Source organism: Novosphingobium malaysiense, from assembly GCF_000802225.1.
Lineage (GTDB): Bacteria > Pseudomonadota > Alphaproteobacteria > Sphingomonadales > Sphingomonadaceae > Novosphingobium > Novosphingobium malaysiense.
In genome coordinates this window covers 704,615-729,958 of the sequence record NZ_JTDI01000001.1, presented here as the reverse complement: position 1 = coordinate 729,958, position 25,344 = coordinate 704,615, and the positions used below count along the sequence as shown (strand labels likewise).

Here is a 25,344-nt window from a genome sequence, read left to right as displayed (position 1 = left end):
AGACACGGCCGGCCTTGCGGCGGAGACCGTATCAGACAGGCCGCGTGGTTCCGCGCTGCACAAGGCGCGGCGGCATCTTCAGGCCCGCGGGCTCCTCGCCGGCGATGCGGGCCTTGAGCTTGTCCACCATGGCCTTGGCGCCGATGGCGATTTCCTGTCGGATCGTGGTGAGAGGAGGCATGGTCAACTGCGCCAGGGGGAGGTCGTCGAAGCCGATGACCTGTGTGTCATCGGGAATGCGGCGCTCCTGTTCGTGCAGGCAATGCAGGACATTCATCGCGATCAGGTCGGAGGCCGCGACGATGCCGTCAACGTCGTGTTCGTTTTCCTCGGTAGCCGCCTTGATCTGCGCCCCCATTTCCGCGCTGGCGAGGCTGATCGGGATGTGAAGCAGGTCTACCCCGGCCTCGGCTGCGGCGGCTGCAACGCCGCGGTGCCGTTCCTCGATCTCGATGCCCAGCGTTTCCCCGAGAAACGCCAGTCGGCGCGCTCCCGATGCGATAAGATGTTCGGCGGCCATGCGACCGCCAGCCAAGTTGTCCGTTCCTACCGCGCAGTGATGCTGGCCTTCGCGGCACGTGCCCCAGGCTACCAGCGGGCGGTAACTGGCCGATACCTGTTCGATGACGTCGAACTGATCCGACTGGCCTATCAGCAACACGCCATCCACCATGCCCGATCCGGTCATGCGTTCCAGCCAGTCGCTGGAACCGTCGGGTATAGCCCGGCTTAGCATGAGGTCGTAACCGCTCTCGGTCAGTTCGTCGGCCAGATGCCCCAGCAGGGTGAGGAAGAACGCATCGGAAATCTGCTGGCGCTTTTCATGCCCGAGAGGGATTACGACGCCGACCACGCCCGTGCGCCGGGAACGCAGCTTGCTTGCCATCTGGTTGGGGCGGAAGCCGTGTTCGCGGGCAAGCGCCTGGATCCGCTCGCGCGTCTTTGCGTTGACGAGGGACTTGCCGGCCAGGGCTCGCGACACGGTGCCTGCGGAAACACCGGCAAGGCGCGCCAGGTCGGCGAGGGTGCGAACCTTCGTGTCCGCCCCGGAATTGTCCGGAACGTCTCCGTCGCCCCCACCGCTGCCCATGCCAGATGTCATCGTTTTGTTCTTAACAGCATGACCGAGGGGGCGGAAGTTACTTGTGTGGATAGCAACAGCGCCTCTCGGGCGGATCACCGGCGGCGACGAACAGCGTCGCTACCGCGCCAAGCAGCATCAGCAGACCCGCGAGTATCAAGGCGTTTCGCGGATCCCCGGCCAGCAACGGCTGGTACAGCAGTGGCATCGTGACGGTTTCGATCAGCATCGGGACAACGATGAAAATATTGAAAACTCCCATGTAGATACCGGTCCGGGCAGGCGGTACCGAATCGGCTAGCATCACGTAGGTGTTGCCCATCATGCCTGCCCAACCCAGGCCGATGCCGACCATCACCGGAAGGAGCAGGGCAAGCGAGCCGGCAATCGATATCGTGAGCATCGCCGCACCGGACGCTGTTAGGCAAGCGGCATGGACTCTGCGGGCGCCGAGCCGGCGTACCAGCGGGATCAGCGCCAAGGCGGCGACGAAGGCCACTGCATTGTACAAGGCCCCCAGTTGCTGCGCTGTCAGCGCGGCATCGCGAAACTGTGAGGATGCCGTGTCGGCCGTGCCATAGAGCGAGCGCGAGAGGGCAAAGGCGATGTATTGCCAGTACACGAACATCGCATACCATTGGCACAACATGGCGAGGGCCAGTTGCCGCATCGGCCGCGGCATTTCCATCATGGCGCTGCCGATCTCGCGCAGGGTCGCCGAGGGCGTCAGCGGGTTGCCCGCGATCCGGGCGCGCTCCCGGTCAGACAAGGGCAGTTCCGGCACGCGGAGCACCGAATAGAGGATCGTGGAGATCGACAGGACCGCACCGATCACGAAAGCCAGCCGCACCACGGTCGGGACACCGTTGGCCTCCAGGACCTCGCGGTCGATCACGGCTGTGAGAAGGGTGGGGGCCAGATAGGACAGTGTCTGGGCGAAGCCGGTGAACGCACTTTGGGTGAGGAACCCTGTCGCATGTTGCGCAGGCGCCAGCCGATCCGCGACATAGGCGCGGTAGGGCTCCATGGTAATGTTGTTGCCGGCGTCCAGCAACCAGAGCAGCCCTGCCGCCATCCATACGGCCGACGAATAGGGCATGGCGAAAAGGCACAGGGAGCAGATCACAGCGCCGATCAGGAAATAGGGCGTTCGCCGGCCGAAGCGGGACATTGTGCGATCGCTCATCGCCCCGACCACGGGCTGGATGACAAGCCCCGTGACCGGCCCGGCCAGCCAGAGCAGCGGCATCGTCGCCTCGTTGGCGCCCAGAAAGCCGTAAATCGGCCCCATATTGGCCTGCTGCAGGCCGAAACTGAACTGCAGCCCGAAAAACCCGATGTTCATTTCGATTATGCGCAACAGCGAGAGGCGGGGCTTGGCGGGCTCGGCCATCGGGGTTTCTCCCGGTTGTGCGGCTGGTTTCTGTCTATGGGGCATTGTTGCTCCGCTCAAGGCCGGGCGGCGCGCGGTTTATGCGCCAACGCGGAGAGCCTACCGCCAAAGCGATCCACCTTGGAGTTGCAAAGCTTTCACTTTCGGCGTCTACAATCGTTTGTATGGTGGACGTGTGACCTCTTCCCGGTCTTCCGAGCCTCGTGCCCAGACGCTGGACTGGCGGGCGCCCCATCTTTCCCTGCTTCAGTCTTCCGCATGCCAACGGGCGCCGACGCTGGAACAGAAGGACGTTGTGCGCGTCTCGGCGGAAATCGATGTCTGGGATGCCTGGCCCCTCGCCGCGCGCGATGGTCGCCCGCTTCCCTGGCGTGGCGGCGAACTGTGGTTTGCACTGGCCGCACCGGTCGATGCCGATCCCGAACGGCGCCACGGCGTGGCGAGCATTCACCATTTCCACCGGATCGATGGACGGTTCGCGCATATCGGACCGACATTTCCCGTCGGTTTTTCGCCGGGCAGCCGGGAATGGTCCGGTTGTGCGGTTGCCTGCGGAAAAGACGTCACGCTCTATTTTACAGCGGCGGGCGTGCGCGGAGAGACGGCCATATCGAGCCACCAGCGGATATTCTCCGCCGCAACGCAGCTAGTGGAAGGGCCGGGCGTTTTTGCGGAATGGTCCGATCCGGTGGAGATCGTGCGGCCTGATGGCCATCTCTACATGCACGAACACGAAGGGTCTGGACGGCCGGGCCAGATCAAGGCGTTTCGCGACCCGGCCTTCTACTGCCTGTCCGACGGTACGGAGTACCTCGTCTTCACGGCGTCCTCTGCCCGAAAGCCGGAAGAGTACAACGGGGTGATCGGCTGCGCTGTCGGGGAGGGGCAGGGAAGTTTTCGCGTCGTGGCCCCGCTGATTGATGCCTGCGGAACCAACAACGAATTGGAACGTCCGCATATCGTTGAACACGCCGGTCGTCTTTACCTCTTCTGGTCGACGCAGGCGGCCGCCTTTTCGCCGGGGATCGATGCGCCGACAGGGCTCTACGGCGCAGTGTCGGAAAGCATGGCCGGGCCGTGGCGATTGCTGAACCGTCACGGTCTCGTCTTCGCCAATGCCGCGAGCGAGCCCTTCCAGTCCTACAGCTGGTGGGTTCTTCCGGACCTGAGCGTAGCCGCCTTCGTCGATTATTGGGGTGTCGGCAACGTTTCAGCGCGATCAAAGCCGCAGGGGCGCAGGCATTTCGGCGGGACTTTTGCACCTTTCCTGAAAGTGCGCCTTGATGGAGATACCGCCGCGCTGGCAGAAATCGGCGCATGAGCAAGAATTTCGCCGGAATCGAACTGGGCGGGACGAAGACAATCGTCGTGCAAGGCCGGCCCGGTCTGATCCGCGACCGGTTGGAGTTCCCGACAACAACGCCGGACGAGACGCTCTCGCGCGCGATCGAAGCAATCGAACTCTGGCAGCGACAGGATGCCCTGCAGGCAGTGGGGGTGGCCAGTTTCGGGCCGATCCGGGTAGCGCGCGATGTGCCCGATTACGGCACGATGCTTGATACGCCCAAGTCCGGCTGGTCCGGCGCGCGGATCGTCCAGCCGCTGGCCGACGCGCTCCGGTTGCCGGTTGCCCTCGATACCGATGTCCACGGGGCTGGTGTGGCGGAGTGGCGCTTGGGTGCAGCGAGGAACTGTAGGGTGATCGTCTATCTGACGATCGGAACCGGGCTGGGCGGCGGCGTGCTGGTGGATGGTGAACCGGTGCACGGCATGTTGCACCCGGAAATCGGGCACGTCCGCTTGCGCCGACTGGCGGGGGACCGGTTCGCTGGCGCATGCCGGTTTCATGGCGATTGCATGGAAGGCTTGCTCAGCGGTCCGGCGCTGGAGGCGAGGTTCGGACGTCATCCCTCGCGGGTCGATGCCGCCGACCCCGCATGGACGCCGGTCGTTCATGATCTTGCCGAACTGTTGGCCGCGCTGGTGCTGACGCTCTCTCCGCAGCGCATCGTGGTAGGCGGGGGCGTTGCCAACAAGCAGCCGCATCTCTTGCCAGCCGCCCTTTGCCGGCTCCCCGAAATCCTCGGCGGCTATCTGCGCGATTTTACGCCTGAGGTTCTTGCCGGAATGATCACGCCGCCGGCAATGGGGGACAATGCCGGACCCATGGGGGCATTGATACTCGCCGAGAGGGCTGCCGCCGAGTGAGCTGGGCGAGTTGGAACCGCCTCGCCGACAGCAGGATTGATGGAACGAATATTGCGCGCTTAGGAAATCGTGTTACATCGTTGGGAAAATATCGGTCGGCTCGTTAGGCTTGCGGTTCGCAACCGTCGGCGGCGCCCGTCGTTGTCATTTCTTGAGCGTTTTCCACGGAGCATGGCTGCAGGACCGTGGATGCAGGGTCGTTTAAACGATCACGTTTGGTGATAGGTCGTAACCGCGTCGCGTCGCAGAAGCGCGGCCGGTAGAGTGGATCGCGGAGAGAGAAATGAGTGCTGACGGACTGACCTCCAATCCGGCCAAGGCAAGCGGGCGATCAGAGGCCGCGCTGCAGGAGGCCATAGCCCGGCGCATCCGCGATTCGATGCTGCCGGGCGACGGGCCTGCCGACGGGGAGTGGGTCGACGACGCAGCACGCTTCCTGCTCGCGGCAGGCCAGGTCCGCAAGCCGGGCGAGCCCGTGATCGAGTTCGCGTCGTCCAGCGAAGAGCGCCGCCTGCTTCGGATCGCCCTCATCAACGACGACATGCCGTTTCTCGTCGATTCCGTTGCTGCCGCCATTGCCGACGTGGGGCTCGTGATCGATCTCCTGGCGCACCCGGTGCTTTCCGTGGAGCGTGACGAAAACGGGAATCTCCTCGCCATCCCGGACGCCGAAGCCGGTGCGGGCCTCCGCGAATCGATGATCTACATCGAGACGCCGCGGATCGATGCCCGGCAACGCCGCGCCCTCCTGCGGTCGATCGAAACGACGCTTGCCGACGTGCGCTATGCGGTCAACGACTGGCCGCGCATGGTCGAGGCGATGCAGGCCGATGCCGAAGCCGTTACGGACGAGGAAGGCGCGGCCCTGCTGCATTGGTTCGCGGAAGGCATGCTGACTCAGCTCGGGCATGTCACCCGCAAGCGGGACGGCAGCCGGTCGCAGCGTCTCGGCATCTGCCGGCGAGGATCGAACGAGTTGCTATCCGATGCCAGCTATGCCCGTGCGTTCGCGGCCTTCGATGCCGAAGTGGCGGCCGGTGAAGTGCGCGCGCCGATGGTGATCAAGGCAAACCAGATGGGCACGGTCCATCGCCGGGTGCCGCTGGACCTGTTTCTCATTCCCGTCATTGAAAAAGGTCTGGTCACGGCCCTGTCGGTTCATGCCGGCGTCTGGACCAGCGCCTCGCTGGTCGCACCGCCGGACCGGGTGCCGCGACTGCGCCGGCAACTGGCCGACCTGGCGAAGGAGCTGGGCCTCGATCCGGTCAGCCATACCGGAAAGGCGCTGGCTCACGCGCTTACCAGCCTGCCTCACGATCTCGTCCTGGGCCTGGGTGCGCGCGACGTGGAACGGCTCGCGACCACGATGATCGGTCTCGTCGACCGCCCGCGACCACGCCTCATCATCGCCCGCGCCCCATTGATGCGGCACCTTTTCGTGTTCGTGTGGATGCCTCGCGACAATGTCTCCACCGATATGCGCAAGCGCATCCAGGCGATGATCGAAGAGGCCGCGGACGCGCCGACGCTCGATTGGAGTCTGCAGGTCGAGGCCGGGAACCTCGCGATGCTGCGCTTTACGGTGGACATTCGTGAAGGTGTTCACGAACCCGACGAGGATGACCTCGACCATCGCCTCCAGGTCATGCTGCGCGGCTGGGCCGAGGCCGTCGAGGCCGCCCTGTCCCAGTCCCAGTCGCTGGAGCCGGCCCGTGCCGCAGCAATTGCCGCACGCTATGCCGATGCCTTTCCGCTCGGATACCGTACCGACTACGGGCCTGCCGAGGCTGCCGTCGACATCGGACACATGCGCAAGATCGTTGTCGGGGATGCGGCCGACAGCGAGCACGTGATCGGCCATCGCGATGCACGCCTTTACGCCCGCGAAAGCGACGAGCCGGGCCGCCTGCGCCTCAAGATATACGAAGCGCATGGGCACTTGCCGCTTTCCGATGCCGTGCCGGCGCTCGAGAATTTCGGCTTTCGCGTTCTCGAGGAAGTCCCCACGCCGCTCGAGCGCGGCGGCATCGGCACCATTCACGATTTCACCTTGGCCCTTCCCGCAGGCACCAACGCCGAGGAGGTGCTGCAGCTTGCGCCGATGATCCAGGATGCGCTGTGCGGCGTGCTCAACGGCGCCAATGAGAACGATGCGTTCAATCGCCTGGTTCCCGCCCTTGGCCTGTCCAAGCGCGAGGCGAACTGGTTGCGGGCATGGTATCGCTACATGCGCCAGGCAGGCACCCATTTCGGCATTCCGACCGTCGTCGATGCGCTGCAGGGCGCGCCCACGGTCACGGTCGGGCTCATCGACCTGTTCCGCGCCATTCACGATCCGGATTTCGACGGTGATCGTACCGAAGCCCGCGATCGGGCCGAGGACGCCATCCGCAATGGTCTGGCCGGCGTCGGGGCCATCAACGACGACCGCCTGTTGCGGGCCTATCGCGATCTCGTTCTCGCGATGCAGCGCACGAATGCCTTTGCACCCGCCGGGCATGTCGCCCTGGCGTTCAAGTTCGATTCGACGCTCGTTCCCGGCCTGCCAAAGCCCGTGCCGTGGCGCGAGATCTTCGTCTATTCACGCCGTGTCGAGGGCATTCACTTGCGCGCCGGCCCCGTGGCGCGCGGCGGCCTGCGCTGGTCTGACCGCCGGGACGACTATCGCACCGAGATTCTCGGCCTGATGAAGGCCCAGCGCGTCAAGAACGCGGTCATCGTGCCGACCGGGGCCAAGGGCGGGTTCTATCCCAAGCAGCTTCCCGATCCGGCGCAGGATCGCGCCGGGTGGGCGGCCGAGGGGCAGGCGGCCTACGAGATCTTCGTCTCGACGCTGCTATCGATTACCGACAACATCGTCGACGGCAAGGTGATCCATCCGGCTTGCGTGCAGATACTGGACGGCGACGATCCCTACTTCGTCGTCGCTGCCGACAAGGGGACGGCACGCTTCTCCGATGTCGCCAATGCCATCGCAGCAGAGCGTGATTTCTGGCTCGACGACGCTTTCGCGAGCGGCGGCTCCAACGGCTACGACCACAAGGCGATGGGCATCACCGCGCGCGGCGCGTGGGTCTCGGTGCAGCGCCACTTCCTCGAGCTCGGCGTCGATGTCCAGACCGATCCCATTCGCGTGGTGGGCTGCGGCGACATGTCGGGAGATGTCTTCGGCAACGGCATGCTGCTGTCGCAGGCGATCAAGCTTGTCGCCGCATTCGATCACCGTCACATCTTCCTGGATCCGCATCCCGACCCGGAACGGAGCTGGACCGAGCGCAAGCGGCTGTTCGAGTTGTCGCATTCGAGTTGGGAGGACTACGACGCGTCGCTGATCTCCAAAGGCGGTGGCGTTTTTCCCCGCACCATGAAGTCGATCCCGTTGTCGCCCGAGATACGTGAGGCCCTGGCCATCGAAGCGGAGGAAATCGATCCGGACTCGCTGATCTCGGCAATCCTGCGCGCGCCTGCCGACCTGCTCTGGTTCGGCGGTATCGGCACTTACGTGAAGGCATCCACCGAGAACAACGCGACGGTGGGCGATCCGACCAACGACGACCTGCGCGTGAGCGCCGACGAGCTTCGGGTGAAGGTCATTGGCGAAGGCGCGAACCTGGGCGTCACGCAGGCCGGCCGCATCGAATTCGCCCTGAAGGGACGGCAGGGCCAGGGCGGCCGGATCAACGCCGACTTCATCGACAATTCGGCCGGCGTCGATTGCTCGGACAACGAGGTCAACATCAAGATCGCGCTGGCGGCGGCGCGCCGGGCCGGCAAACTGTCCGAGAAGAAGCGCGTCGAGTTGCTTCGCGAGATGACCGACGAGGTTGCGGCACTGGTGCTCGAGGATAACCGGCTCCAGGCCCTGGCGCTCTCGATCGCGGAGCGCGGCGGCGCGCAGGCCATGCCCTCGCACGTCCGCCTGATCGAAATGATGGAGGAAGGCGGCCATCTCGATCGCCGCACCGAAGGCCTGGCCGACAACGAGACGCTGGCGCGCCGAGCGCAGGACGGGCGTGGCTTGACCCGTCCCGAACTCGCCGTTCTGCTATCGAGCGGGAAGCTGCTGCTGCAGGATGCCATCGAGGCAAGCGATCTGCCCGGCGACCAATGCCTTGTCGGCATGCTGTTGGAGGCGTTCCCGCAGCCCATGCAGGAAAGGTACCCGCGCTTCATCAAGTCGCACCGCCTCGCCTGCGAAATCGTTGCGACGCAACTGGCCAATCGGATCGTCAATCGGCTCGGCATCGTTCATCCCTTCGAACTCGCTGAAGAGGAAGGCGCGGACCTGGCCCAGGTCGCCGCTGCCTTTGCGCTCGCCGAGCGGCTGTTCGGGCTGGACGCGCTCTGGCAGCGCCTCGAGACGGCGTCGATGCCGGAAGCGGCGCGCATCAAGCTCTTTGGCCGGGTGGCCATTGCCGTGCGCGGCCACATGGCGGACCTGCTTCGCGCGGGCGCGGGGCAGGTATCGCCCTGCGATATCCTGGATCGGCTGAAGGGCGGTATTGCCGCGCTGTCGGTCGATACGTCCGATCTGCTTGGCGAACGCACGCTTGCCCATTCGCTGAAGCTGCGTGCCGGCTTCCGGGACATGGAGGTGCCCGAAGAAGTGGTCGAGGATGTCGGCAACCTGTTCGATCTCGATGGCGCCGTGGGTATCGCCGACCTTTCTGCCGAGACCGGGATCGGCCCGCGCGATCTTGTCGCCGCCTTTACCCGCATCGGGGCAGGGCTGGGGCTCGACTGGGCCCAGTCGAGTGCTGCGATCATGAGTCCATCGGACCCATGGGAACGGCTGCTGGTGGCCGGGCTCGCCCGCGATTTCCAGCAGATGCGGCTCGACTTCCTCAAGCGGCTTGCCAGCAGCAAGCTGGGCAGGAAGAACCCGCTGGCGGCCGCCGAGGACTGGGGGCGGCATCACATGACCTCGATAGCGGCCTTCCGCTCGATGGTGCACCGTGCCGAGAACGCAGTGACGATCACGCCGGCGATGCTGGCCCAGATCGCCAGCCAGGCCAGGAACCTGCTGGGACGCTGACGGGTCGCCCGCCCTGCCTATTCCAGTGGCAGCGCCCGCGCGTCCTTGATCGTTTCGAGGACGATGATCGACTTCACGTCGCGCACGCCCGGTATGCGCACGAGCGACTTGAGCGTGATCTGCGAGAGGTGCTCGACGTCGCGGGCGATGACGTGGACGAGATAGTCCATGTCGCCGGTCACCGCGTGACAGGCGATGACGTAGGGATTGTCCTGAATGGCCTGCTCGAAGCGCGATATGTTCGCGTCGCTGTGCCCGTCGAGATTGATGAGCACATAGGCATCGAGTTCGAAGCCCAGCCGGCGGGCATTGAGGACCGGTTGATAGCCCAGGATCACGCCGTCATCCTCAAGCCGCTTGATGCGACGGCTGACCGGCGTGGCGGACAGCGCGGTGCGTTCGGCAACCTGGGCCACCGGCATGCGCGCGTCTTCCTGCAGCGAATGGATGATCTTGCGGTCGAATTCGTCCAGCGGCACGGATCACCTAATTTGTTGTCATCGAATAGCGAAATCTACCAATATCACCCGATTGGGATGCCGTAAACGCACGATAATCGAGCGTGACTTGTGGTATTGTCTCAACCATGAAGAAGCCGTGTACGCAAACAAGCACAAGCGGCCTTCGGGGAGAATACGAAGGTGCCGCTGCCGACTACACCGTCGGCCAGGACTGGAATGCCTATACCCCGGAGATGCATGATCGCTGGCGCCGCCTCCATGCGCGCCAGGTGGGCCTTGTCGCCCGCTACGCCTGTACCTCCTTTCGCGACGGTCTTGCCCGGCTCGACTGCGCCGAGGGTATTCCGCGGTTCGAGGATGCCAACGCCATTCTCGGGCCGGCGACCGGGTGGCAGCTCGTGGCGGTCCCCGGGTTCATTCCCGATGACGTGTTCTTCGATCATCTGGCGCACCGCCGATTCCCGGTAACACGCTGGATCCGCGACGAGCACGAACTCGACTACCTCGTCGAGCCGGACGTGTTTCACGATTTCTTCGGCCACGTGCCGATGCTGCTCGATCCGGCGGTTGCCGACTTTCTCGAGCTCTACGGCAAGGCCGGGACGCGGGCGATGGAGATGGACGCATTGGCGATGCTGGCGCGGATCTACTGGTACACCATCGAATTCGGTCTCGTTCGCGAGGGTGATGCCCTCAAGGTTTTCGGGGCGGGGATCATCTCCTCGGCATCCGAAACCGTTTATTCCATCGACGACACCGACGTGCTGCGCCTGCCGTTCGATCCGGTTCGCGTGATGCGCACCGGGTACATGATCGACGACTTCCAGAAGACCTATTTCGTGCTCGAAAGCCTGCCCCAACTCATCGACGAGCTGGTCGGTCTCGATTTCGGGCCTGTCTACGAAAAGTGGCGCGACGCGCCTGCACTGCCGGCGGGCGAGAGCCTGCCCGGCGAAAACCCCATCACCCTTTCCGGAGCACCTGCATGACTGATCTTTTCGAAAACCCCATTGGCCTCGACGGTTTTGAATTCGTGGAATTCTCCGCGCCCGAAAAGGGCGTGCTCGAGCCGATCTTCGAAGCCATGGGCTTCACGAAGATCGCACGCCACCGCTCGAAGGACGTCGAGCTCTGGCGCCAGGGCGAGATCAACTTCATCACCAATTACGAGCCGCACAGCCCGGCCTGGTTCTTCAGCCGCGAGCACGGCCCCTCGGCCTGCGGCATGGGCTTCCGCGTGCGCGACGCGCGCAAGGCCTACGACGAACTGCTGGCGCGTTCGGCCGAGCCGGTGCAGGTCGAGACCGGCCCGATGGAACTGCGTCTGCCCGGTATTCGCGGCATCGGCAATTCGATCATCTATCTGATCGACCGCTATGAGCGCGACGGCGACGATGCCCTGTCGATCTACGACATCGATTTCGAATACCTGCCCGGCGTCGACCGTCACCCCAAGGGCGCCGGTTTCGACCGGATCGATCACCTCACGCACAACGTCTACGGCGGCCGCATGGCCTATTGGGCGGACTACTACGAGAAGCTCTTCAACTTCCGCGAGATCCGCTACTTCGACATCAAGGGCGAATATACCGGCCTGACCTCCAAGGCGCTGACCGCGCCCGACGGCAAGATCCGCATCCCGCTCAACGAAGAGGGCGAAGGCGGCAAGGGCCAGATCGAGGAGTTCCTGCGCGAGTTCAACGGCGAAGGCATCCAGCACATCGCCCTGATCACCGACAATCTGCTCGAGGCCTGGGACCGCCTCAAGAAGCTCGGCGTGCCGTTCATGACCGCGCCGCCCGAGGCCTACTACGACATGCTCGACGAGCGCCTGCCGGGCCATGGTCAGCCGGTCAATGAGCTGAAAACGCGCGGCATCCTGCTCGACGGCACCACCGAAGGCGGCAAACCCCGCCTGCTGCTGCAGATCTTTGCAGAAGCGCAGGTCGGCCCGGTGTTCTTCGAATTCATCGAGCGCCAGGGCGACGAAGGCTTCGGCGAGGGCAACTTCAAGGCTCTGTTCGAATCCATGGAGCGCGATCAGGTTCGCCGCGGCGTGCTGCAGGTCGAAGAGCCCGCGGAATAAGACCACCGACTGGGGGGCGGGGCTGCGCCCGGGTGCAGCCAGCCCCGGAGCCCGGCCGACCGTGCTTTTTTCCGGGTCGCGGTCCGGCGGGCTCCACTGATTATGGAGAGGCAGGAATGACACAAGACATTGCAGCGGAGCGCGCGCCCGTTCTGGGCGGCATCCACCACGTCGCCTACCGGTGCCGCGACGCGAAGGAGACGGTGGAGTTCTACCGCGATGTGCTCGGCATGGACTTCATGCTGGCTATCGCGGAGGACGAAGTGCCCTCGACCGGTGAGCCGGACCCGTACATGCACATCTTCATGGATGCCGGCGGCGGCAATGTGCTGGCCTTCTTCGAACTGCCCAACGCGCCCGATATGGGCCGCGACGAGGCGACGCCGGCCTGGGTGCAGCACATCGCCTTCAAGGTCGACAGCGAGGAAAGCCTGCTGGCGGCCAAGGCCCGCGCCGAAGCCCGCGGCCTCGATGTGGTCGGGCCGACGCACCACGGCGTGTTCAAGTCGATCTATTTCTTCGATCCCAACGGCCATCGCCTTGAACTGGCGTGGCAGTTCGGTACGCCTGACCAGATGCAGAACCTCAAGGACGTGGCCGAAGACATGCTCGAGGAATGGTCGCGCACCAAGAAGGCCCCGCGCCATGCGGCGTGGCTGCACGAGAAGATCGCCGCCGAAACCTGACCGGGAAGCCAGCCCCATGCGCCTCTATGCCTACTACCGCAGCTCCACCAGCTACCGCCTGCGCATCGCGCTGAATCTCAAGGGGCTGGATTACGAGGTCGTCCCGGTGAACCTGCTCGAAGCCGAGCAGCGCGGCGAGGCCTATCGCAAGATCAATCCCTTCGCGGGCGTCCCGGCGCTCGAAGCGGACGGCCGCGTCTATGCCCAGTCGATGGCGATCCTCGAATGGCTGGACGAGCGCTATCCCGATCGCGCGCTACTGCCGGCGGACGTGGAAGACCGCTTCACCATGCGCGAACTGAGCATGGCGATCGCGACCGAACTGCACGCCCCGCTCAATTCCCCGGTGCTGGCCTACCTCAAGACCGATCTCGGCCTGGCGCCGGAACAGGTCGACACCTGGTATCGCCACTGGCTGCGGAAGACCCTCGTCCCGCTGGAGGCGCGCCTCTCCGCGCTGGGCAGCGGCGACTACCTGTTCGACGCGCCGGGGATGTTCGAATGCGTCCTGATACCGCAACTCTACAACGCGCGCCGGTTCGATTTCGACCTGTCAGCCATGCCGCATATGACGCGGATCGAGGCCGCGTGTCTGAAGCACCCTGCATTCGTGGCAGCGCATCCGGATAATCAGCCGGATGCTCCCGCAAAAATGTAGATTGAGCGGACGTACTGTCGGCCAAAAGCCGTTGGTTGGCGGCGGCCTGCAGAGTTCAATTGCCTGTTGGCGGTGCTGATGCTTCTGAAATTACGAGGGTTTCCCAACCATCATACGTAACATCGTATCGCGTGGTGCCATCGACAATGATGGGTGTCGTTTTACGGAAGCTTGCCAGATCGACGGGCATGTCCCGAGTGAGGACCAAGCCCATGGGGCTCGTGGTCCAATGATCGATCGAAAATCCGAAGGGCTTCAGATGAGTCGCAAGGTTACTCAGAGCGGCCTTCTCGCCATAAAACCAGAAGTCGGTCTTTCGCGGCAGTAAACCGTCGTCGCCGTTCTTCAGCAGATTCGCGATAACCTCTTGATCCCCATTCAATTGTATTTCCAGCGGGGTTGGCGTGACGAGCTGGATCAAGGCTTGCCGGTCTGAAACTTCGGATGTGCTGCACAGGAAGCCTTCAACTTCGCTACTTGCCAGAATCGAGGCAAAATCGACTGGATTGCGATGGACAAAGTACATCCGTCGCTGGCCTTGTCCTGTCACACTGGCCACACGGATTGCATGAGCTGAACGTAACGCTGGCGCTTCATCCAGTCGGTCTTCAAGCGAATAGAGGCGTGCCGTTCCCTGCGGCATGCCTTGGTCGTTCACATTGGCCGCGTCCGCCCGACAATTGATGGCCGTGGCAACGCCGTGCTGGAGCAAAGCCGTAGCCTCGGCATTTCCAGTTCGAACCAGAACGACAAGAGGGCGTCCATCGTCTGCCAAGCGGTCGTAGACCATCCAGCGATCTGTATCGGTGGGGATAGGTGCGTCTGAAGAAGCCTGCGAATTCGTCGGGAGAAGAAGAGCCGCAAAGAGCGAGGAGATGGCTCTTCTGAGCTTCTGCATTTTAGACATTTTACGTCCTACCCCTTCACCCGCACCACGCAGCGAAAGCCGATGTGGCTGGTCGCCGTGTCGACCATCTCCGGATGGCGCGCGGCCGGGCGGTAGCGCTGGCAGTAGTTGGCCGCGCACAGGTGTGAGCCGCCTTTGAGGACCTTGCGGCCGATGCGCACGCCGGGCTGGGCCGGGTCGAAGCTGCCTTTCAACTTGCCGCCGCGCGGGTTGCTGAGTGTGCAGCATGAGCCGCCGGCTTTCTTCTTGGCGACTTCGGGCTTGTCGCTCCACCAGTCGCGGGTCCATTCCCAGGTGTTGGCGATCATGTCGTAGAGGCCGAAGCCATTGGCCGGGAAGCTCCTGACGGGGGAAGTGCGCTCCCACCCGTCGAGGCACTGGTTGGCGAAGGGGAACAGGCCCTGCCAGTAGTTCGCCAGCATTTCGCCGCCGGGGGCCAGTTCGTCGCCCCAAGCGTATTCCTTGCCTTCTAGGCCGCCGCGTGCGGCATATTCGAATTCGGCCTCGGTCGGCAGGTCCTTGCCCGCCCACTTCGCGTAGGCTTCGGCGTCAGCATAGGCGACCTGCACGACGGGATGATCCCACAGGTCCAGCGCATCGATGTCGGAATCCGGGCCGAGGGGATGGCGCCAGTCGGCGCCGAACTCGAAGCGCCACCAGTTGCTTGGGTCTGACGTATCAACCGGCGTCGCGGTCTTGTGGAAGACGAGCGATCCGGCCTTCGCCATCTCGGGCAGCATGCCGGGATAGTCCTTCGGATCGGGCGCGATCTCGGCTACGGTGGTATAGCCGGTCTCTTCGACGAAGCGGGCGAATTGCCGGTTGGTCACGGGCGTCTCGTCGATCCAGAAGCCGTCCACCACCACGCGCCGCAGCGGGGCTTCCTCGGGATAGAACTGCTCGGAGCCCATGGTGAAAGTGCCGCCCGGCACGAAGACCATGCCCTCGGTCGCTGCGGGACGCGATGCTTCGTCGATATCCGTCTGTTCCAACTGCCAGCCTCTCCAGGTGCGATCAGCCTGCCCATACAGGCCGCTGGCCTTTCGCGAAACCTCAGACCATCGTTTCGGGCCGCACCACGCGGTCGAACGTCTCGGCATCGACCAGCCCCAGTTCCAGAGCCGCCTCGCGCAGGGTCTGGCCGGTCTCGTGGGCATGCTTGGCGATCTTCGCGGCATTGTCGTAGCCGATTTCGGGTGCCAGTGCGGTGACCAGCATCAGCGAGCGGTCGACGAGTTCGGCGATCCGCTCGCGGTTGGGCTCGATCCCCTCGACGCAGCGCTCGGTGAAGCTCGTCATGCCGACGGACAGCAGGTGGATCGAGCGGATCACCGCCGCCCCGATCAGCGGCTTGAACACGTTTAGTTCGAACGCGCCTTGCATGCCGCCGACGGTCACCGCCTGATGGTTGCCGATCACTTGCGCGGCGACCATCGTCAGCATCTCGCACTGGGTGGGATTGACCTTGCCCGGCATGATCGAACTGCCCGGCTCGTTCGCGGGCAGGTCCAGTTCGCCAAGGCCGGAGCGCGGGCCGGAGGCGAGCCAGCGGATGTCGTTGGCGATCTTGTTGAGCGCGACCGCCAGTGTGTTCAGCCGCCCGGAGAACTCCACCAGTGTATCGTGCGTCGCCAGTGCCTCGAACTTGTTGGGCGCGGTGACGAAGGGCAGGCCGGTAAGCGCGGCGATCTCTTCCGCGAAGGCCTGGCCGAAGCCTTCGGGCGCGTTGAGGCCGGTGCCGACGGCGGTGCCGCCCTGCGCCAGCCGGCACAGGCCGTGCTCGATCAGCGGCATGGTTCGCGTGCGGGAAAGCCGTATCTGCGCGTAGTAGCCGGAGAACTCCTGCCCCAGCGTGACCGGGGTCGCGTCCTGCAGGTGGGTGCGGCCGATCTTGACGATCTCGTCCCAGGCCTTGGCCTTGGACAGCAACGCGCTTTCCAGCCGTTCCATCGCCGGGACCAGACTATGTGAGGCCGCGAGCGCCGCTGCCACGTGCATCGCGGTGGGGAAGCTGTCGTTGGAGGACTGGCTCTTGTTGACGTGATCGTTGGGGTGCACCGGCGACTTGCCGCCGCGCTGGCCGGTGAGGATCTCGTTGGCGCGCCCGGCGATCACCTCGTTGACGTTCATGTTCGTCTGGGTGCCGCTGCCGGTCTGCCAGATCACCAGCGGGAACTGGTCGTCCAGCCGCCCATGCGCGACTTCCTCGGCGGCTTTCTCGATGGCGTCGGCCAGTTCCGCGTCGAGCCCGTGGCGGCGATTCACCCGCGAGGCGGCCTGCTTGACCAGCGCCATGGCGTGGACGATCGCCATGGGCATCCGCTCGGTCGCGCCGAAGGGAAAGTTCTCGATACTGCGCTGGGTCTGCGCGCCCCAATAGGCGTCTGCAGGGACGTCTATGTCTCCGATACTGTCGGTTTCGCGGCGCGTGTCCATGGGCTTTCGCCTCCCTCTGGCCTGGGGACTCCCGGTTACCGGAACGAAGCCGGTAACACCATTGTTCCGCGCCAGGCTTGGGGGCGAGAAGCCTGGTCGATCAGGCGACGTCGGCGATGGGACGGGACATCAGCCGCTCGGCCATTCGGTCAGCCACGACCGAGGGCGGCAGATTGTCGCGCGCAGCTTCCTCGAGAATGCCGGCCGTGCGCGGCCCGATCTTCATCGTGCGGGTGCGCACGTCCTCGACGCTTTCGCCGAGGTATTCGGCGGAGACGTTGATGATGCCGCCCGCGTTGACGACATAGTCGGGGGCATAGGCAATGCCGCGCTCGAGCAGGGTCTTGGCAATGCCCGGTTCGGCCAGCTGGTTGTTGGCCGCGCCGCAGACCAAGCCCGCCTTCAGGCTGGCAACGCTCTTCTCGTTCAGCGCGCCGCCGAGGGCGCAGGGTGCGAAGACGTCGGCGTCTGCCTGCGCAATGTCGTCGATGGAAGCAACGTCTGCATCGAATTCCCTGGCTAGAGCCGTACAGCGTTCGGCGTCGATATCGGCAAGGATCAGGCGAGCGCCTGCCTCATGCAACCGGCGGCAGAGGTCGCCGCCGACATTGCCAACGCCCTGCACGGCCACGGTCACGCCCGAAAGGCCGCTGCCGAAGCGGAACTGCACAGCTGCTTTCATCGCCTCGAACACGCCGAGCGCGGTCCAGGGCGAGGGATCGCCTCCGGCAAAGCCCGGACGCGAGGTGCGGCCGGCAACGTGGCGCGTCTTGTTGGCGACGAATTCCATGTCGGCAACGCTGGTGCCGACGTCTTCGGCGGTCACATAGCGGCCATCGAGCTTTTCGATGGCAGCGCCGAACGCCTCGAACAGGGCGCGGCGGTCGAACTTGCCTTCCGGCTTGCGCAGCACGGCCTTGCCGCCGCCGAAGGGCAGTTCGGCCATGGCGTTCTTGTAGCTCATGCCCTCGGCTAGGCGGAAGGCATCGACCATGGCGGCATTGGCGTCGGGATAGGTCCACAGACGGCAGCCGCCGGCGGCCGGCCCGCGTGCCGTGGAATGGATCGCAATCACCCCGTCGAGCCCGGCGGCTTCGTCGTGCAGGCGGACATATTCCATCGGCGGCATCATGCGGTGGGCGGCGGTGACCATTTCAGAACTCCTTCTCGGTCCCACTATAATCGCAGCATGGCAGAGAGATTTCTCACCTCATTTCCGAGCCAATAGCCCAATTTTCGCAAAGACCGTTCTTTCAAGGCGTGTTATGAGAATGAAATGACCGGGCTTGATGAATATGAGAGAAAAATTCTTCGCGAGCTACAGCGTGATGCCAGCCAGACGACCGCGCAGATCGCCGAACGGGTAGGGCTGTCGGCCTCGCCCTGCTGGCGGCGTATCGACCGGCTGGAGCGCGAAGGCTTCATCAAGCGCCGTGTTGCCATTGTCGACCGTCACAAGGTGGGGATGAACGCGCACGTCTTCGCGCAAGTGAAGCTGAACGCGCACGGCCGCGCCAACCTCGACGAATTCGCCGCCAAGATCCGCGAATTTCCCGAGGTGCTGGACTGCTACGTGCTGATGGGATCGGTGGACTTCATGATCCGCGTGGTTGCCGAGGACATCAACGCGTACGAACAGTTTTTCTTCGAAAAGCTCTCGCAGCTGCCCGGCGTGCAGGAAATTACCTCGACCGTCGCGCTTTCGGAAATCAAGGCGACGACCGCGCTGCCGATTTAGGTGTGCGGCGAGAAACTTGACCCCGAGCCCGTTCTTGTCGAGCGAAGTCGAGACACGCTTGAACTGCGCTAACGTGTCTCGACATCGCTCGACACGAATGGGAGGTAAGCGTGCTAACTGATCTTTACGCGGGCTCCGGCTGCTGCCTTTTTTGCAACGATCCGTGCAGATCATTGCGTTTGATCGATAGGGGGCAAGGCGGCAGGTAGGGTATCCATGCGTCGCGCGCCGTTTGTCCCTTCCGTAGACCCGTTTCTGCTGTGGCTGATTGCCGTCGTTGCGACGGCATCGCTCCTGCCGGTACGCGGTGTGGCGGCCGACGGGTTCGACATCCTCGCCGATGCGGCGATCGCGCTGCTGTTCTTCCTCCATGGCGCCAAGCTGTCGCGCGAAGCGATCCTGCAGGGCATTGGCAACTGGCGTCTGCACCTGATGGTGCTGGCCTCGACCTATCTGCTCTTCCCGGTCGCAGGGCTGGTCACCGAGCGGCTGGCGCAGGGCTGGATCAACCCGCTGCTGCTCTCGGGCGTGCTGTTCCTCACGCTGCTGCCCTCCACCGTGCAGTCCTCCATTGCCTTCACCGCCATGGCGCGCGGCAATGTTGCGGCCGCCGTGTGCAGCGCCTCGCTATCCAACCTGCTGGGTATCCTGCTGACGCCACTGCTCGTCGGGATCTTCATCCAGTCGGCGCGGACCGGGCAGGGCGGCGACTGGAGCGCGGTGCGCAGCATCGTCATGCAACTGCTGGTGCCGTTCCTCGCCGGACACTTCCTGCGCCCGGTGATCGGCAAGTGGATCGACAGGCACAAGGCGATCCTGATGCCGGTCGATCGCGGCTCGATCCTGCTGGTGGTCTATTCCGCGTTCAGTGCCGCCGTGGTGAACGGCATCTGGCAGGTTCTGGAGTTTTCGGACCTGCTCGAACTGCTGTTGATCAGCGCCGTTATCCTGGCCTTCATCATGGGCATCAACGCGCTGCTGGCCCGCGTGACCCGCTTGCCGCGCGAGGATGCCGTCGTCCTGCTGTTCTGCGGGTCCAAGAAAAGCCTCGTTTCGGGTGTGCCCATGGCCGGCGCCCTTTTCGCCCCGGCGCAAGTGGGCATGATCGTGCTGCCACTGATGATCTTTCACCAGCTCCAGCTATTCGTCTGCGCCTGGCTGGCCGCGCGGTTTGCGCGCGACGCCGAGGAAACCGGAGCTTCCGCACCGGCCCGTATCCCGCAAACGCCCGATGAGATCGCTGCTGCTGCGCAAGCCATCGGTCTTCGCATCCCCGAACCTTGCGCACCGGGCGTGGCTGCCAACCTCGCGCTGCTTTCCAGCCATGCCGAGCGCATGCGGGGGAATGTTTCGTGAAAGCTGCGCAGGAGATCGCCGCCGCCGTGCGCAACGGCAAGGTGAGCGCCATGCAGGTGCTCGAAGACTGCCTTGCCGATATCGCCGCGCGCGCTGCGCCGCTGCTGGCGGTCACGCGCGTGCTGGAAGAGCGGGCCCGTGAGGAAGCCGCGCGGATCGACGCGCTGGTTGCTGGGGGGACCGATCCCGGCCCGCTGGCAGGCGTGCCTTACGGCGTCAAAGACCTGTTTGATGTGGCCGGTCTGCCTACCACGGCGGGCTCGACGATCTACGCCGACGCACCTCCCGCGACCGAAGATGCTCAAGCCATCGCGCGCCTGCGCGACGCCGGTGCCGTTCTGGTCGCGACCCTCAACATGGACGAGTTTGCCTATGGCTTCGCGACCATCAACGCGGCCCACGGCACCACTCGAAATCCACACGATCCCTCCCGCCTGGCTGGCGGCTCCTCGGGCGGCTCGGCGGCGGTTGTCGCCGCCGGGCTGCTCCCTTTCTCGCTCGGATCCGATACCAACGGTTCGATCCGCGTACCTGCCAGCCTGACCGGGACCTACGGGCTCAAGCCCACCCATGCCGACCTGCCGCTAAGAGGCGTGTTCCCATTTGCCGAGAGTTTCGACGACATCGGTCCCTTCACCACGACCGTCGCGGACATGGCGTGCATCTGGGCAGTGCTCTCCGGCCACAAGACTGCCCAGAAGGGCGCGTCGCCACGGGTCGCGCGGCTGGGCGGCCGTTTTCGCGAAAATGCCGATCCGGACCAGCTTGCCGCTATCGATGCCATCGCGCCCCAGACGCCGCTGATCGAATTGCCGGATATCGCCCGGGCCCGCTCCGCGGCCTTCCTTGTTACTGCCTTCGAGGGCGGCGCGCTGCATCGCGAGGCGCTGGCGAAGGACGCGCTGGCTTTCGATCCGGCGACGCGCGACCGGCTGATCGCCGGCGCCCTGCTGCCGCAGGACCTCTATGATGAGGCGCAAGCCTTTCGGGAAGAATATCGCGCGCAGGTTCTGGCGCTGGTTGCGGATTTCGACGTGCTGCTGGCGCCGGCAACACCCTGCGTCGCACCACCGGTCGACGATCCGCGTATCGAGATCGATGGCAAGCTGGCTCCGGCGCGGGCCGATCTCGGCATTCATACCCAGCCGATCACCTTTACCGGATTGCCGTCCCTGGCGGTTCCACTCCATCGTCCCGGGCGCTTGCCGCTGGGGCTGCAACTGATCGGCCGGCCGCATGGCGAGGCGGCCCTTTTCCGCTTTGCCACGCAATTGGAACAACAGGGCATTATCGGGTCGACACCGCCTTCGGGGGCGGAGACTATCGGGGCAGGGACGCCGCCAGTGGCGGTCTAGGGGGACAGCAGCGTGACGCAGACCGAAACGATGGACCACAGGCCCGAAACGCCGCCCGCATCGGGCAGGCTGGAGCGCTATTTTGCGCTCAGCGAACGCGGCACGAACGTGCGAACCGAAGTGCTGGCAGGGGTCACCACCTTCCTGACCATGGCTTATATCGTGCTGGTAAATCCGGCGATCCTGGGCAGTGCGGGCCTGCCGGTGGCCGCCGTGGCGGCCGCGACGTGCTTTGCCGCAGCCTTTGCCTCTATCCTTATGGGGCTGGCTTCCAACACGCCGTTGGCACTGGCGCCGGGTATGGGCCTCAACGCCTATTTCAGCTATACCGTCGTGCAGCAGATGGGCGTGCCCTGGCAGGTGGCGCTCGGCTGCGTGTTCATCTCGGGCGTGGCCTTCCTGTTCCTGACGCTGACGGGCGTGCGCCAGCTTATCGTCAATTCGATCCCGCATTATCTGTTCGCCGCAGTCGCCGGCGGCATCGGCCTGTTCATCGGCTTCATCGGCTTCAAGGATGCCGGCATCGTCGTTTCTAATCCGGCGACTTTCGTGGCGCTTGGCAACCTCAAGGACCCGAGCGCGGCGCTGGCAATCTTCGGGCTCGTGGTCATCGGCGCGCTCAGCGTGTGGAACGTGCGCGGGGCGATGCTGATCGGCATTGTCGTCACGACGCTGGCAGGCTGGGCTCTGGGCATGGTCTCGGTCAGCCCCGAACCCTATTCGCTCGAGGCACTGACGGGCACGGCCTTTCAGCTCGACTTGAGTGGTGTGTTCGGACTGACCGGAAGCCACGGCCTCGGGCTGCTCGAAATCCTTTTCGTGTTCCTCTTCGTCGACCTGTTCGATAACATCGGTACGCTGGTCGCGGTGACCAAGCGCGCCGGGCTCATGGACAAGAATGGCCGCATTCCGCGTCTCAACCGCATTCTCGTGACCGACGCGACGGCGACCATTGTCGGCTCGATGGCCGGTACCAGCACGGTGACGAGCTATGTCGAGAGCGCGGCGGGTGTGCAGGCGGGTGGGCGCACCGGCCTGACTGCCGTCGTCACCGGCGTCCTGTTCCTCGCCATGATGTTCGTGGCGCCCTATGCGCAGGTGATCCCCCTGGCGGCGACGGCACCGGCGCTGATCATCGTCGGCGGCCTCATGCTGCTGCCGCTGACCGAAGTCGAATGGGAAGACCCGCTTTCGGCCATTCCCGCCTTCCTGACCGTGGCGATGATCCCGCTGACCTTCTCGATCGCCAATGGCCTCGCCTTCGGCATCACCGCCCATGCCGCGCTGAAGATCGTGCGCGGGACGATCACCAGGACCGACTGGTTCCTGCTCGTGCTCGCGCTGCTCTTCGTCGTCCGCTTCGTCTGGATGGGAGCTGCCTGATGCGCCGTATCGCGCTTTGTCTTGCCACGCTCTTCGCGCTGGTCTCGGCGCCGGCGTTGGCCGAGGAGCTGGACGCGACGCCGCGCACGCTGGTGATGACGGCCTATTACCCCGAGTGGAACGCGCTGGTGCACGCGGTCGAGGAGCCGCAGGAGTACGAGCTCAACGGCGGTACCTACCTCACCGGCACGCTGGAGGGGAAACCGGTGCTGCTGATGCAGAGCGGCGTCTCCATGGTCAACGCGGCGATGAACACACAGCTCGTGCTCGATCACTTTGCGGTCAAGCGCATCGTCTTTTCGGGCATTGCCGGCGGTGTCGATCCCAGTCTGACCATCGGCGACGTCATCGTGGCCGAGAACTGGGGGCAGTATCTGGAAGTGAACTTTGCCCGCAGGGCGAAGAAAGGCTGGAAGTCGCCCGAGCCGGTCGATCCCGAAGCGCCGGTGAACTGGAATTTCATGTACCCGCGCGGCACCCGCGTCGGCAATGCGGAGGAAGCGCCGAAACGGCACTACACCTTCCGGATGGACCCGCAGCTTCTCGACATCGCGCGCCAGATCGCGCCGACTATCACCATGAAGCGCTGCGTCCCGCCGTCGCCGCACCAATTGCCCGACACCAAGCTTTGCTTGCACAAGGCGCCCAAGGTCGTCGTCGGCGGTACGGGCGTGAGTGCAGGCGTCTTCGCCGACAATGCGCAGTTCCGCGAGTACCTGCACCACGCCTGGAAAGCACGCGTGCTCGACATGGAAAGTGCCGCCGTGGCGCAAGTGGCCTATGCCAATCAGGTGCCCACGATCATCTTTCGCAGCCTGTCGGACCTTGCCGGCGGCGATCGGGAGAAGAACATGGAAGATACCTTCGAGCATCTCGCCTCGGTGAATTCGGCACATGTCGTGCGCGCGTTCCTGGCGGCGCTGCCGGATTGAGGATGCGGGGATGAAGACCGTCACCGGAATCCACGGAATGGTAACCGCGCCGCACCATCTGGCGGCGCAGGCGGGCTGCGACGTTCTCAAGGACGGCGGGACCGCCGTGGAGGCCTGTGTCGCCGTGGCCGCGACGCTGGCCGTGGTCTATCCGCACATGACCGGGATCGGCGGCGACGGCTTCTGGGTGATCCGCGAGCCGGAAGGCCAGGTGCATTCGGTCCACGGATGCGGTGGCGCAGCGGCCAGAGCCGACCTTGCGCTCTACGAAGGGCTGAATGCGGTGCCCAATCGCGGGCCGCTGGCGGCGAACACTGTGGCAGGCACGATCTCCGGCTGGGAAGCCGTGCTGGAGGACGAATCCTGCACGCTGCCTCTCGACCGCCTGCTGCGCGATGCGATCCGCCATGCTGAGGAGGGCGTTTCGGTTACCAGCGGAGGGGCAGCGATTGCCGAGGCCAAGGGGCCCGAACTGCGCCCGCAGCCCGGCGCCTATGCCGCGATCTTCGAACCCGAAGGACGCCCGCTAGCCGAAGGCGATATGCTGCGCCAGCCGCAACTCGCGGCCACGCTGAAGTTGCTCGCGGCCAATGGCCTCGACGATTTCTACGGCGGAGACCTTGCCGCGCTGATCGCTGAGGATCTTGAAACGCTGGGTAGCCCGGTGACGCTGGCCGATCTAACCGCGCATCAGCCGACCCGCCCGGCGGCGCTGCATGTGCCGATCACCGGTGCCCGGCTCTACAACAGTGCACCGCCGACGCAGGGCTTTGCCTCGCTGCTTATCCTTGCCCTGTTCGACCGGCTGGAAGCGGCCTCGGTGGACGGGTTCGACCATGTCCACGGCCTCGTCGAGGCGACCAAGCAGGCCTTTCTGCTGCGCGACGCGCATGTCGGCGATCCGGCCTATACCGATTACGACTTCCAGTTCCTGCTCGATGACGCTCGGGCGCTCGATGCGCTGGCGGCACGTATCGATCCTGCCAAGGCTCTGCCGTGGCCGCGGCCGACGCAGTGGGGTGATACCTGCTGGTTCGGCGCGGCAGACAGCGAGGGCCGGGTGGTGAGCTGCATCCAGTCCACCTACTTCGAATTCGGCTCGGGCCTCGTGCTGCCGCAGACCGGGATTACCTGGCAAAACCGCGGCAGCTCCTTCCGCCTTGCCGAGGAGGGGTGGAATGCCCTGAAGCCCGGCCGCAAGCCATTCCACACGCTCAACCCGGCGCTCGCCGTGTTCGACGATGGCCGCGTGATGGCCTACGGCACGATGGGCGGCGAGGGTCAGCCGCAGACGCAGGCGGCGCTGTTCAGCCGCTACGCCCGCTTCGGCGTGGACCTTCAGGATGCGATCAGCGCCCCGCGCTGGCTGCTGGGGCGCACCTGGGGCGAACAATCGACCACGCTCAAGCTGGAAGACGGCTTCGACGAGGCGCTTTACGCCCAGCTTGCCGAAGCCGGGCACGACGTCGAACGCGTCGGTCCGCTGACCGCGACGATGGGCCATGCCGGCGCCGTGGTGCGCAAGGCGGACGGTTCGTTCGAAGGCGCCACCGATCCGCGCAGCGATGGAGGCGTGGCGACATGGTGATGAAACTCGCCGCTTCCTCCCCCTTGATGGGGGAGGGATAC

Annotated in this window: 20 protein-coding genes; 13 read left to right on the top strand and 7 right to left on the bottom strand. The window is 64.8% G+C overall.

Going from position 1 to position 25,344, the window contains the following annotated elements; genetic code table 11:
• Positions 1-31: 31 nt before the first annotated feature.
• Together LK12_RS03150 and LK12_RS03145 are read right to left on the bottom strand one after the other, a co-directional pair.
• Positions 32-1,102 carry a LacI family DNA-binding transcriptional regulator gene (locus LK12_RS03150; RefSeq protein ID WP_156135368.1) on the bottom strand — a complete coding sequence of 357 codons (1,071 nt, stop codon included), beginning with the start codon at positions 1,100-1,102 and terminating at the stop codon, positions 32-34.
• 37 nt (positions 1,103-1,139) lie between these two features.
• Positions 1,140-2,474 (bottom strand): MFS transporter, encoded by a 1,335-nt coding sequence (locus LK12_RS03145; RefSeq protein ID WP_039279207.1) that lies wholly within the window; start codon positions 2,472-2,474, stop codon positions 1,140-1,142.
• A 295-nt stretch (positions 2,475-2,769) separates the two neighbouring features.
• Here LK12_RS03145 and LK12_RS03140 point away from each other — a divergent pair, with 295 nt between their 5' ends.
• From LK12_RS03140 to LK12_RS03130, 3 genes are all read left to right on the top strand, one after another.
• On the top strand, positions 2,770-3,795 hold the full coding sequence (locus LK12_RS03140) for a glycoside hydrolase family 68 protein (protein ID WP_231568218.1): 1,026 nt from the start codon (positions 2,770-2,772) through the stop codon (positions 3,793-3,795).
• Positions 3,792-4,682, top strand: a complete 891-nt coding sequence (locus LK12_RS03135) for an ROK family protein (RefSeq protein ID WP_039279205.1) — start codon at positions 3,792-3,794, stop codon at positions 4,680-4,682. The genes LK12_RS03140 and LK12_RS03135 overlap by 4 nt, the downstream gene beginning before the upstream one ends.
• Before the next feature lie 283 nt (positions 4,683-4,965).
• Complete coding sequence (locus LK12_RS03130; RefSeq protein WP_156135367.1) at positions 4,966-9,717, top strand: NAD-glutamate dehydrogenase domain-containing protein; 4,752 nt, start codon at positions 4,966-4,968, stop codon at positions 9,715-9,717.
• A 17-nt stretch (positions 9,718-9,734) separates the two neighbouring features.
• Here LK12_RS03130 and LK12_RS03125 read toward each other — a convergent pair whose 3' ends face one another.
• A complete protein-coding gene (locus tag LK12_RS03125; RefSeq protein ID WP_039279201.1) occupies positions 9,735-10,196 on the bottom strand; it encodes an Lrp/AsnC family transcriptional regulator in 462 nt (153 codons plus the stop codon).
• 107 nt (positions 10,197-10,303) lie between these two features.
• Here LK12_RS03125 and phhA point away from each other — a divergent pair, with 107 nt between their 5' ends.
• The 4 genes from phhA (at position 10,304) to maiA (ending at position 13,608) form a co-directional block, all read left to right on the top strand.
• Positions 10,304-11,167 (top strand): phenylalanine 4-monooxygenase, encoded by an 864-nt coding sequence (gene phhA, locus LK12_RS03120; RefSeq protein ID WP_039279199.1) that lies wholly within the window; start codon positions 10,304-10,306, stop codon positions 11,165-11,167.
• Entirely contained in the window at positions 11,164-12,264 is a 1,101-nt protein-coding gene (gene hppD / locus LK12_RS03115; protein ID WP_039279196.1) for a 4-hydroxyphenylpyruvate dioxygenase, read from the top strand. The genes phhA and hppD overlap by 4 nt, the downstream gene beginning before the upstream one ends.
• A gap of 116 nt (positions 12,265-12,380) precedes the next feature.
• Positions 12,381-12,950 carry a VOC family protein gene (locus LK12_RS03110; RefSeq protein ID WP_039279194.1) on the top strand — a complete coding sequence of 190 codons (570 nt, stop codon included), beginning with the start codon at positions 12,381-12,383 and terminating at the stop codon, positions 12,948-12,950.
• Positions 12,951-12,966: 16 nt separating this feature from the next.
• Complete coding sequence (maiA, locus tag LK12_RS03105) at positions 12,967-13,608, top strand: maleylacetoacetate isomerase (RefSeq protein WP_039279192.1); 642 nt, start codon at positions 12,967-12,969, stop codon at positions 13,606-13,608.
• A 55-nt stretch (positions 13,609-13,663) separates the two neighbouring features.
• On the opposite strand, the gene LK12_RS03100 is transcribed toward maiA, so the two are convergent.
• The 4 genes from LK12_RS03100 to LK12_RS03085 form a co-directional block, all read right to left on the bottom strand.
• Entirely contained in the window at positions 13,664-14,515 is an 852-nt protein-coding gene (locus LK12_RS03100) for a DUF695 domain-containing protein (protein ID WP_039279190.1), read from the bottom strand.
• An 8-nt stretch (positions 14,516-14,523) separates the two neighbouring features.
• Positions 14,524-15,456 (bottom strand): formylglycine-generating enzyme family protein, encoded by a 933-nt coding sequence (locus LK12_RS03095; protein WP_039280202.1) that lies wholly within the window; start codon positions 15,454-15,456, stop codon positions 14,524-14,526.
• A 112-nt stretch (positions 15,457-15,568) separates the two neighbouring features.
• Positions 15,569-16,951 carry a class II fumarate hydratase gene (gene fumC, locus LK12_RS03090; protein WP_039279188.1) on the bottom strand — a complete coding sequence of 461 codons (1,383 nt, stop codon included), beginning with the start codon at positions 16,949-16,951 and terminating at the stop codon, positions 15,569-15,571.
• A gap of 100 nt (positions 16,952-17,051) precedes the next feature.
• On the bottom strand, positions 17,052-18,104 hold the full coding sequence (locus LK12_RS03085; protein WP_039279186.1) for a Leu/Phe/Val dehydrogenase: 1,053 nt from the start codon (positions 18,102-18,104) through the stop codon (positions 17,052-17,054).
• Positions 18,105-18,227: 123 nt separating this feature from the next.
• On the opposite strand from LK12_RS03085, the gene LK12_RS03080 reads away from it, so the two are divergent.
• From LK12_RS03080 to LK12_RS03055, 6 genes are all read left to right on the top strand, one after another.
• Complete coding sequence (locus LK12_RS03080) at positions 18,228-18,689, top strand: Lrp/AsnC family transcriptional regulator (protein ID WP_039279184.1); 462 nt, start codon at positions 18,228-18,230, stop codon at positions 18,687-18,689.
• Between the two features lie 216 nt (positions 18,690-18,905).
• Positions 18,906-20,045 (top strand): bile acid:sodium symporter family protein, encoded by a 1,140-nt coding sequence (locus LK12_RS03075; RefSeq protein ID WP_039279182.1) that lies wholly within the window; start codon positions 18,906-18,908, stop codon positions 20,043-20,045.
• On the top strand, positions 20,042-21,400 hold the full coding sequence (locus tag LK12_RS03070) for an AtzE family amidohydrolase (protein WP_039279179.1): 1,359 nt from the start codon (positions 20,042-20,044) through the stop codon (positions 21,398-21,400). The genes LK12_RS03075 and LK12_RS03070 overlap by 4 nt, the downstream gene beginning before the upstream one ends.
• Positions 21,401-21,430: 30 nt before the next feature.
• Positions 21,431-22,783 (top strand): NCS2 family permease, encoded by a 1,353-nt coding sequence (locus LK12_RS03065; protein WP_156135403.1) that lies wholly within the window; start codon positions 21,431-21,433, stop codon positions 22,781-22,783.
• Entirely contained in the window at positions 22,783-23,715 is a 933-nt protein-coding gene (locus LK12_RS03060) for a 5'-methylthioadenosine/S-adenosylhomocysteine nucleosidase (protein WP_039279173.1), read from the top strand. Before LK12_RS03065 ends, LK12_RS03060 begins: the two co-directional genes overlap by 1 nt.
• A gap of 10 nt (positions 23,716-23,725) precedes the next feature.
• Entirely contained in the window at positions 23,726-25,303 is a 1,578-nt protein-coding gene (locus LK12_RS03055) for a gamma-glutamyltransferase family protein (RefSeq protein WP_039280200.1), read from the top strand.
• Positions 25,304-25,344 lie beyond the last annotated feature (41 nt).

What these genes read in the sequence shown, in the direction of transcription:
- LK12_RS03150 (WP_156135368.1), bottom strand. Translation starts at nt 1,102, where the DNA reads ATGACATCTGGCATGGGCAGCGGTGGGGGCGACGGAGACGTTCCGGAC.
- LK12_RS03145 (WP_039279207.1), bottom strand. Translation starts at nt 2,474, where the DNA reads ATGGCCGAGCCCGCCAAGCCCCGCCTCTCGCTGTTGCGCATAATCGAA.
- LK12_RS03135 (WP_039279205.1), top strand. Translation starts at nt 3,792, where the DNA reads ATGAGCAAGAATTTCGCCGGAATCGAACTGGGCGGGACGAAGACAATC.
- LK12_RS03130 (WP_156135367.1), top strand. Translation starts at nt 4,966, where the DNA reads ATGAGTGCTGACGGACTGACCTCCAATCCGGCCAAGGCAAGCGGGCGA.
- phhA (WP_039279199.1), top strand. Translation starts at nt 10,304, where the DNA reads ATGAAGAAGCCGTGTACGCAAACAAGCACAAGCGGCCTTCGGGGAGAA.
- hppD (WP_039279196.1), top strand. Translation starts at nt 11,164, where the DNA reads ATGACTGATCTTTTCGAAAACCCCATTGGCCTCGACGGTTTTGAATTC.
- LK12_RS03110 (WP_039279194.1), top strand. Translation starts at nt 12,381, where the DNA reads ATGACACAAGACATTGCAGCGGAGCGCGCGCCCGTTCTGGGCGGCATC.
- maiA (WP_039279192.1), top strand. Translation starts at nt 12,967, where the DNA reads ATGCGCCTCTATGCCTACTACCGCAGCTCCACCAGCTACCGCCTGCGC.
- LK12_RS03100 (WP_039279190.1), bottom strand. Translation starts at nt 14,515, where the DNA reads ATGTCTAAAATGCAGAAGCTCAGAAGAGCCATCTCCTCGCTCTTTGCG.
- LK12_RS03095 (WP_039280202.1), bottom strand. Translation starts at nt 15,456, where the DNA reads ATGGTCTTCGTGCCGGGCGGCACTTTCACCATGGGCTCCGAGCAGTTC.
- fumC (WP_039279188.1), bottom strand. Translation starts at nt 16,951, where the DNA reads ATGGACACGCGCCGCGAAACCGACAGTATCGGAGACATAGACGTCCCT.
- LK12_RS03085 (WP_039279186.1), bottom strand. Translation starts at nt 18,104, where the DNA reads ATGGTCACCGCCGCCCACCGCATGATGCCGCCGATGGAATATGTCCGC.
- LK12_RS03080 (WP_039279184.1), top strand. Translation starts at nt 18,228, where the DNA reads ATGACCGGGCTTGATGAATATGAGAGAAAAATTCTTCGCGAGCTACAG.
- LK12_RS03075 (WP_039279182.1), top strand. Translation starts at nt 18,906, where the DNA reads ATGCGTCGCGCGCCGTTTGTCCCTTCCGTAGACCCGTTTCTGCTGTGG.
- LK12_RS03065 (WP_156135403.1), top strand. Translation starts at nt 21,431, where the DNA reads ATGGACCACAGGCCCGAAACGCCGCCCGCATCGGGCAGGCTGGAGCGC.
- LK12_RS03060 (WP_039279173.1), top strand. Translation starts at nt 22,783, where the DNA reads ATGCGCCGTATCGCGCTTTGTCTTGCCACGCTCTTCGCGCTGGTCTCG.
- LK12_RS03055 (WP_039280200.1), top strand. Translation starts at nt 23,726, where the DNA reads ATGAAGACCGTCACCGGAATCCACGGAATGGTAACCGCGCCGCACCAT.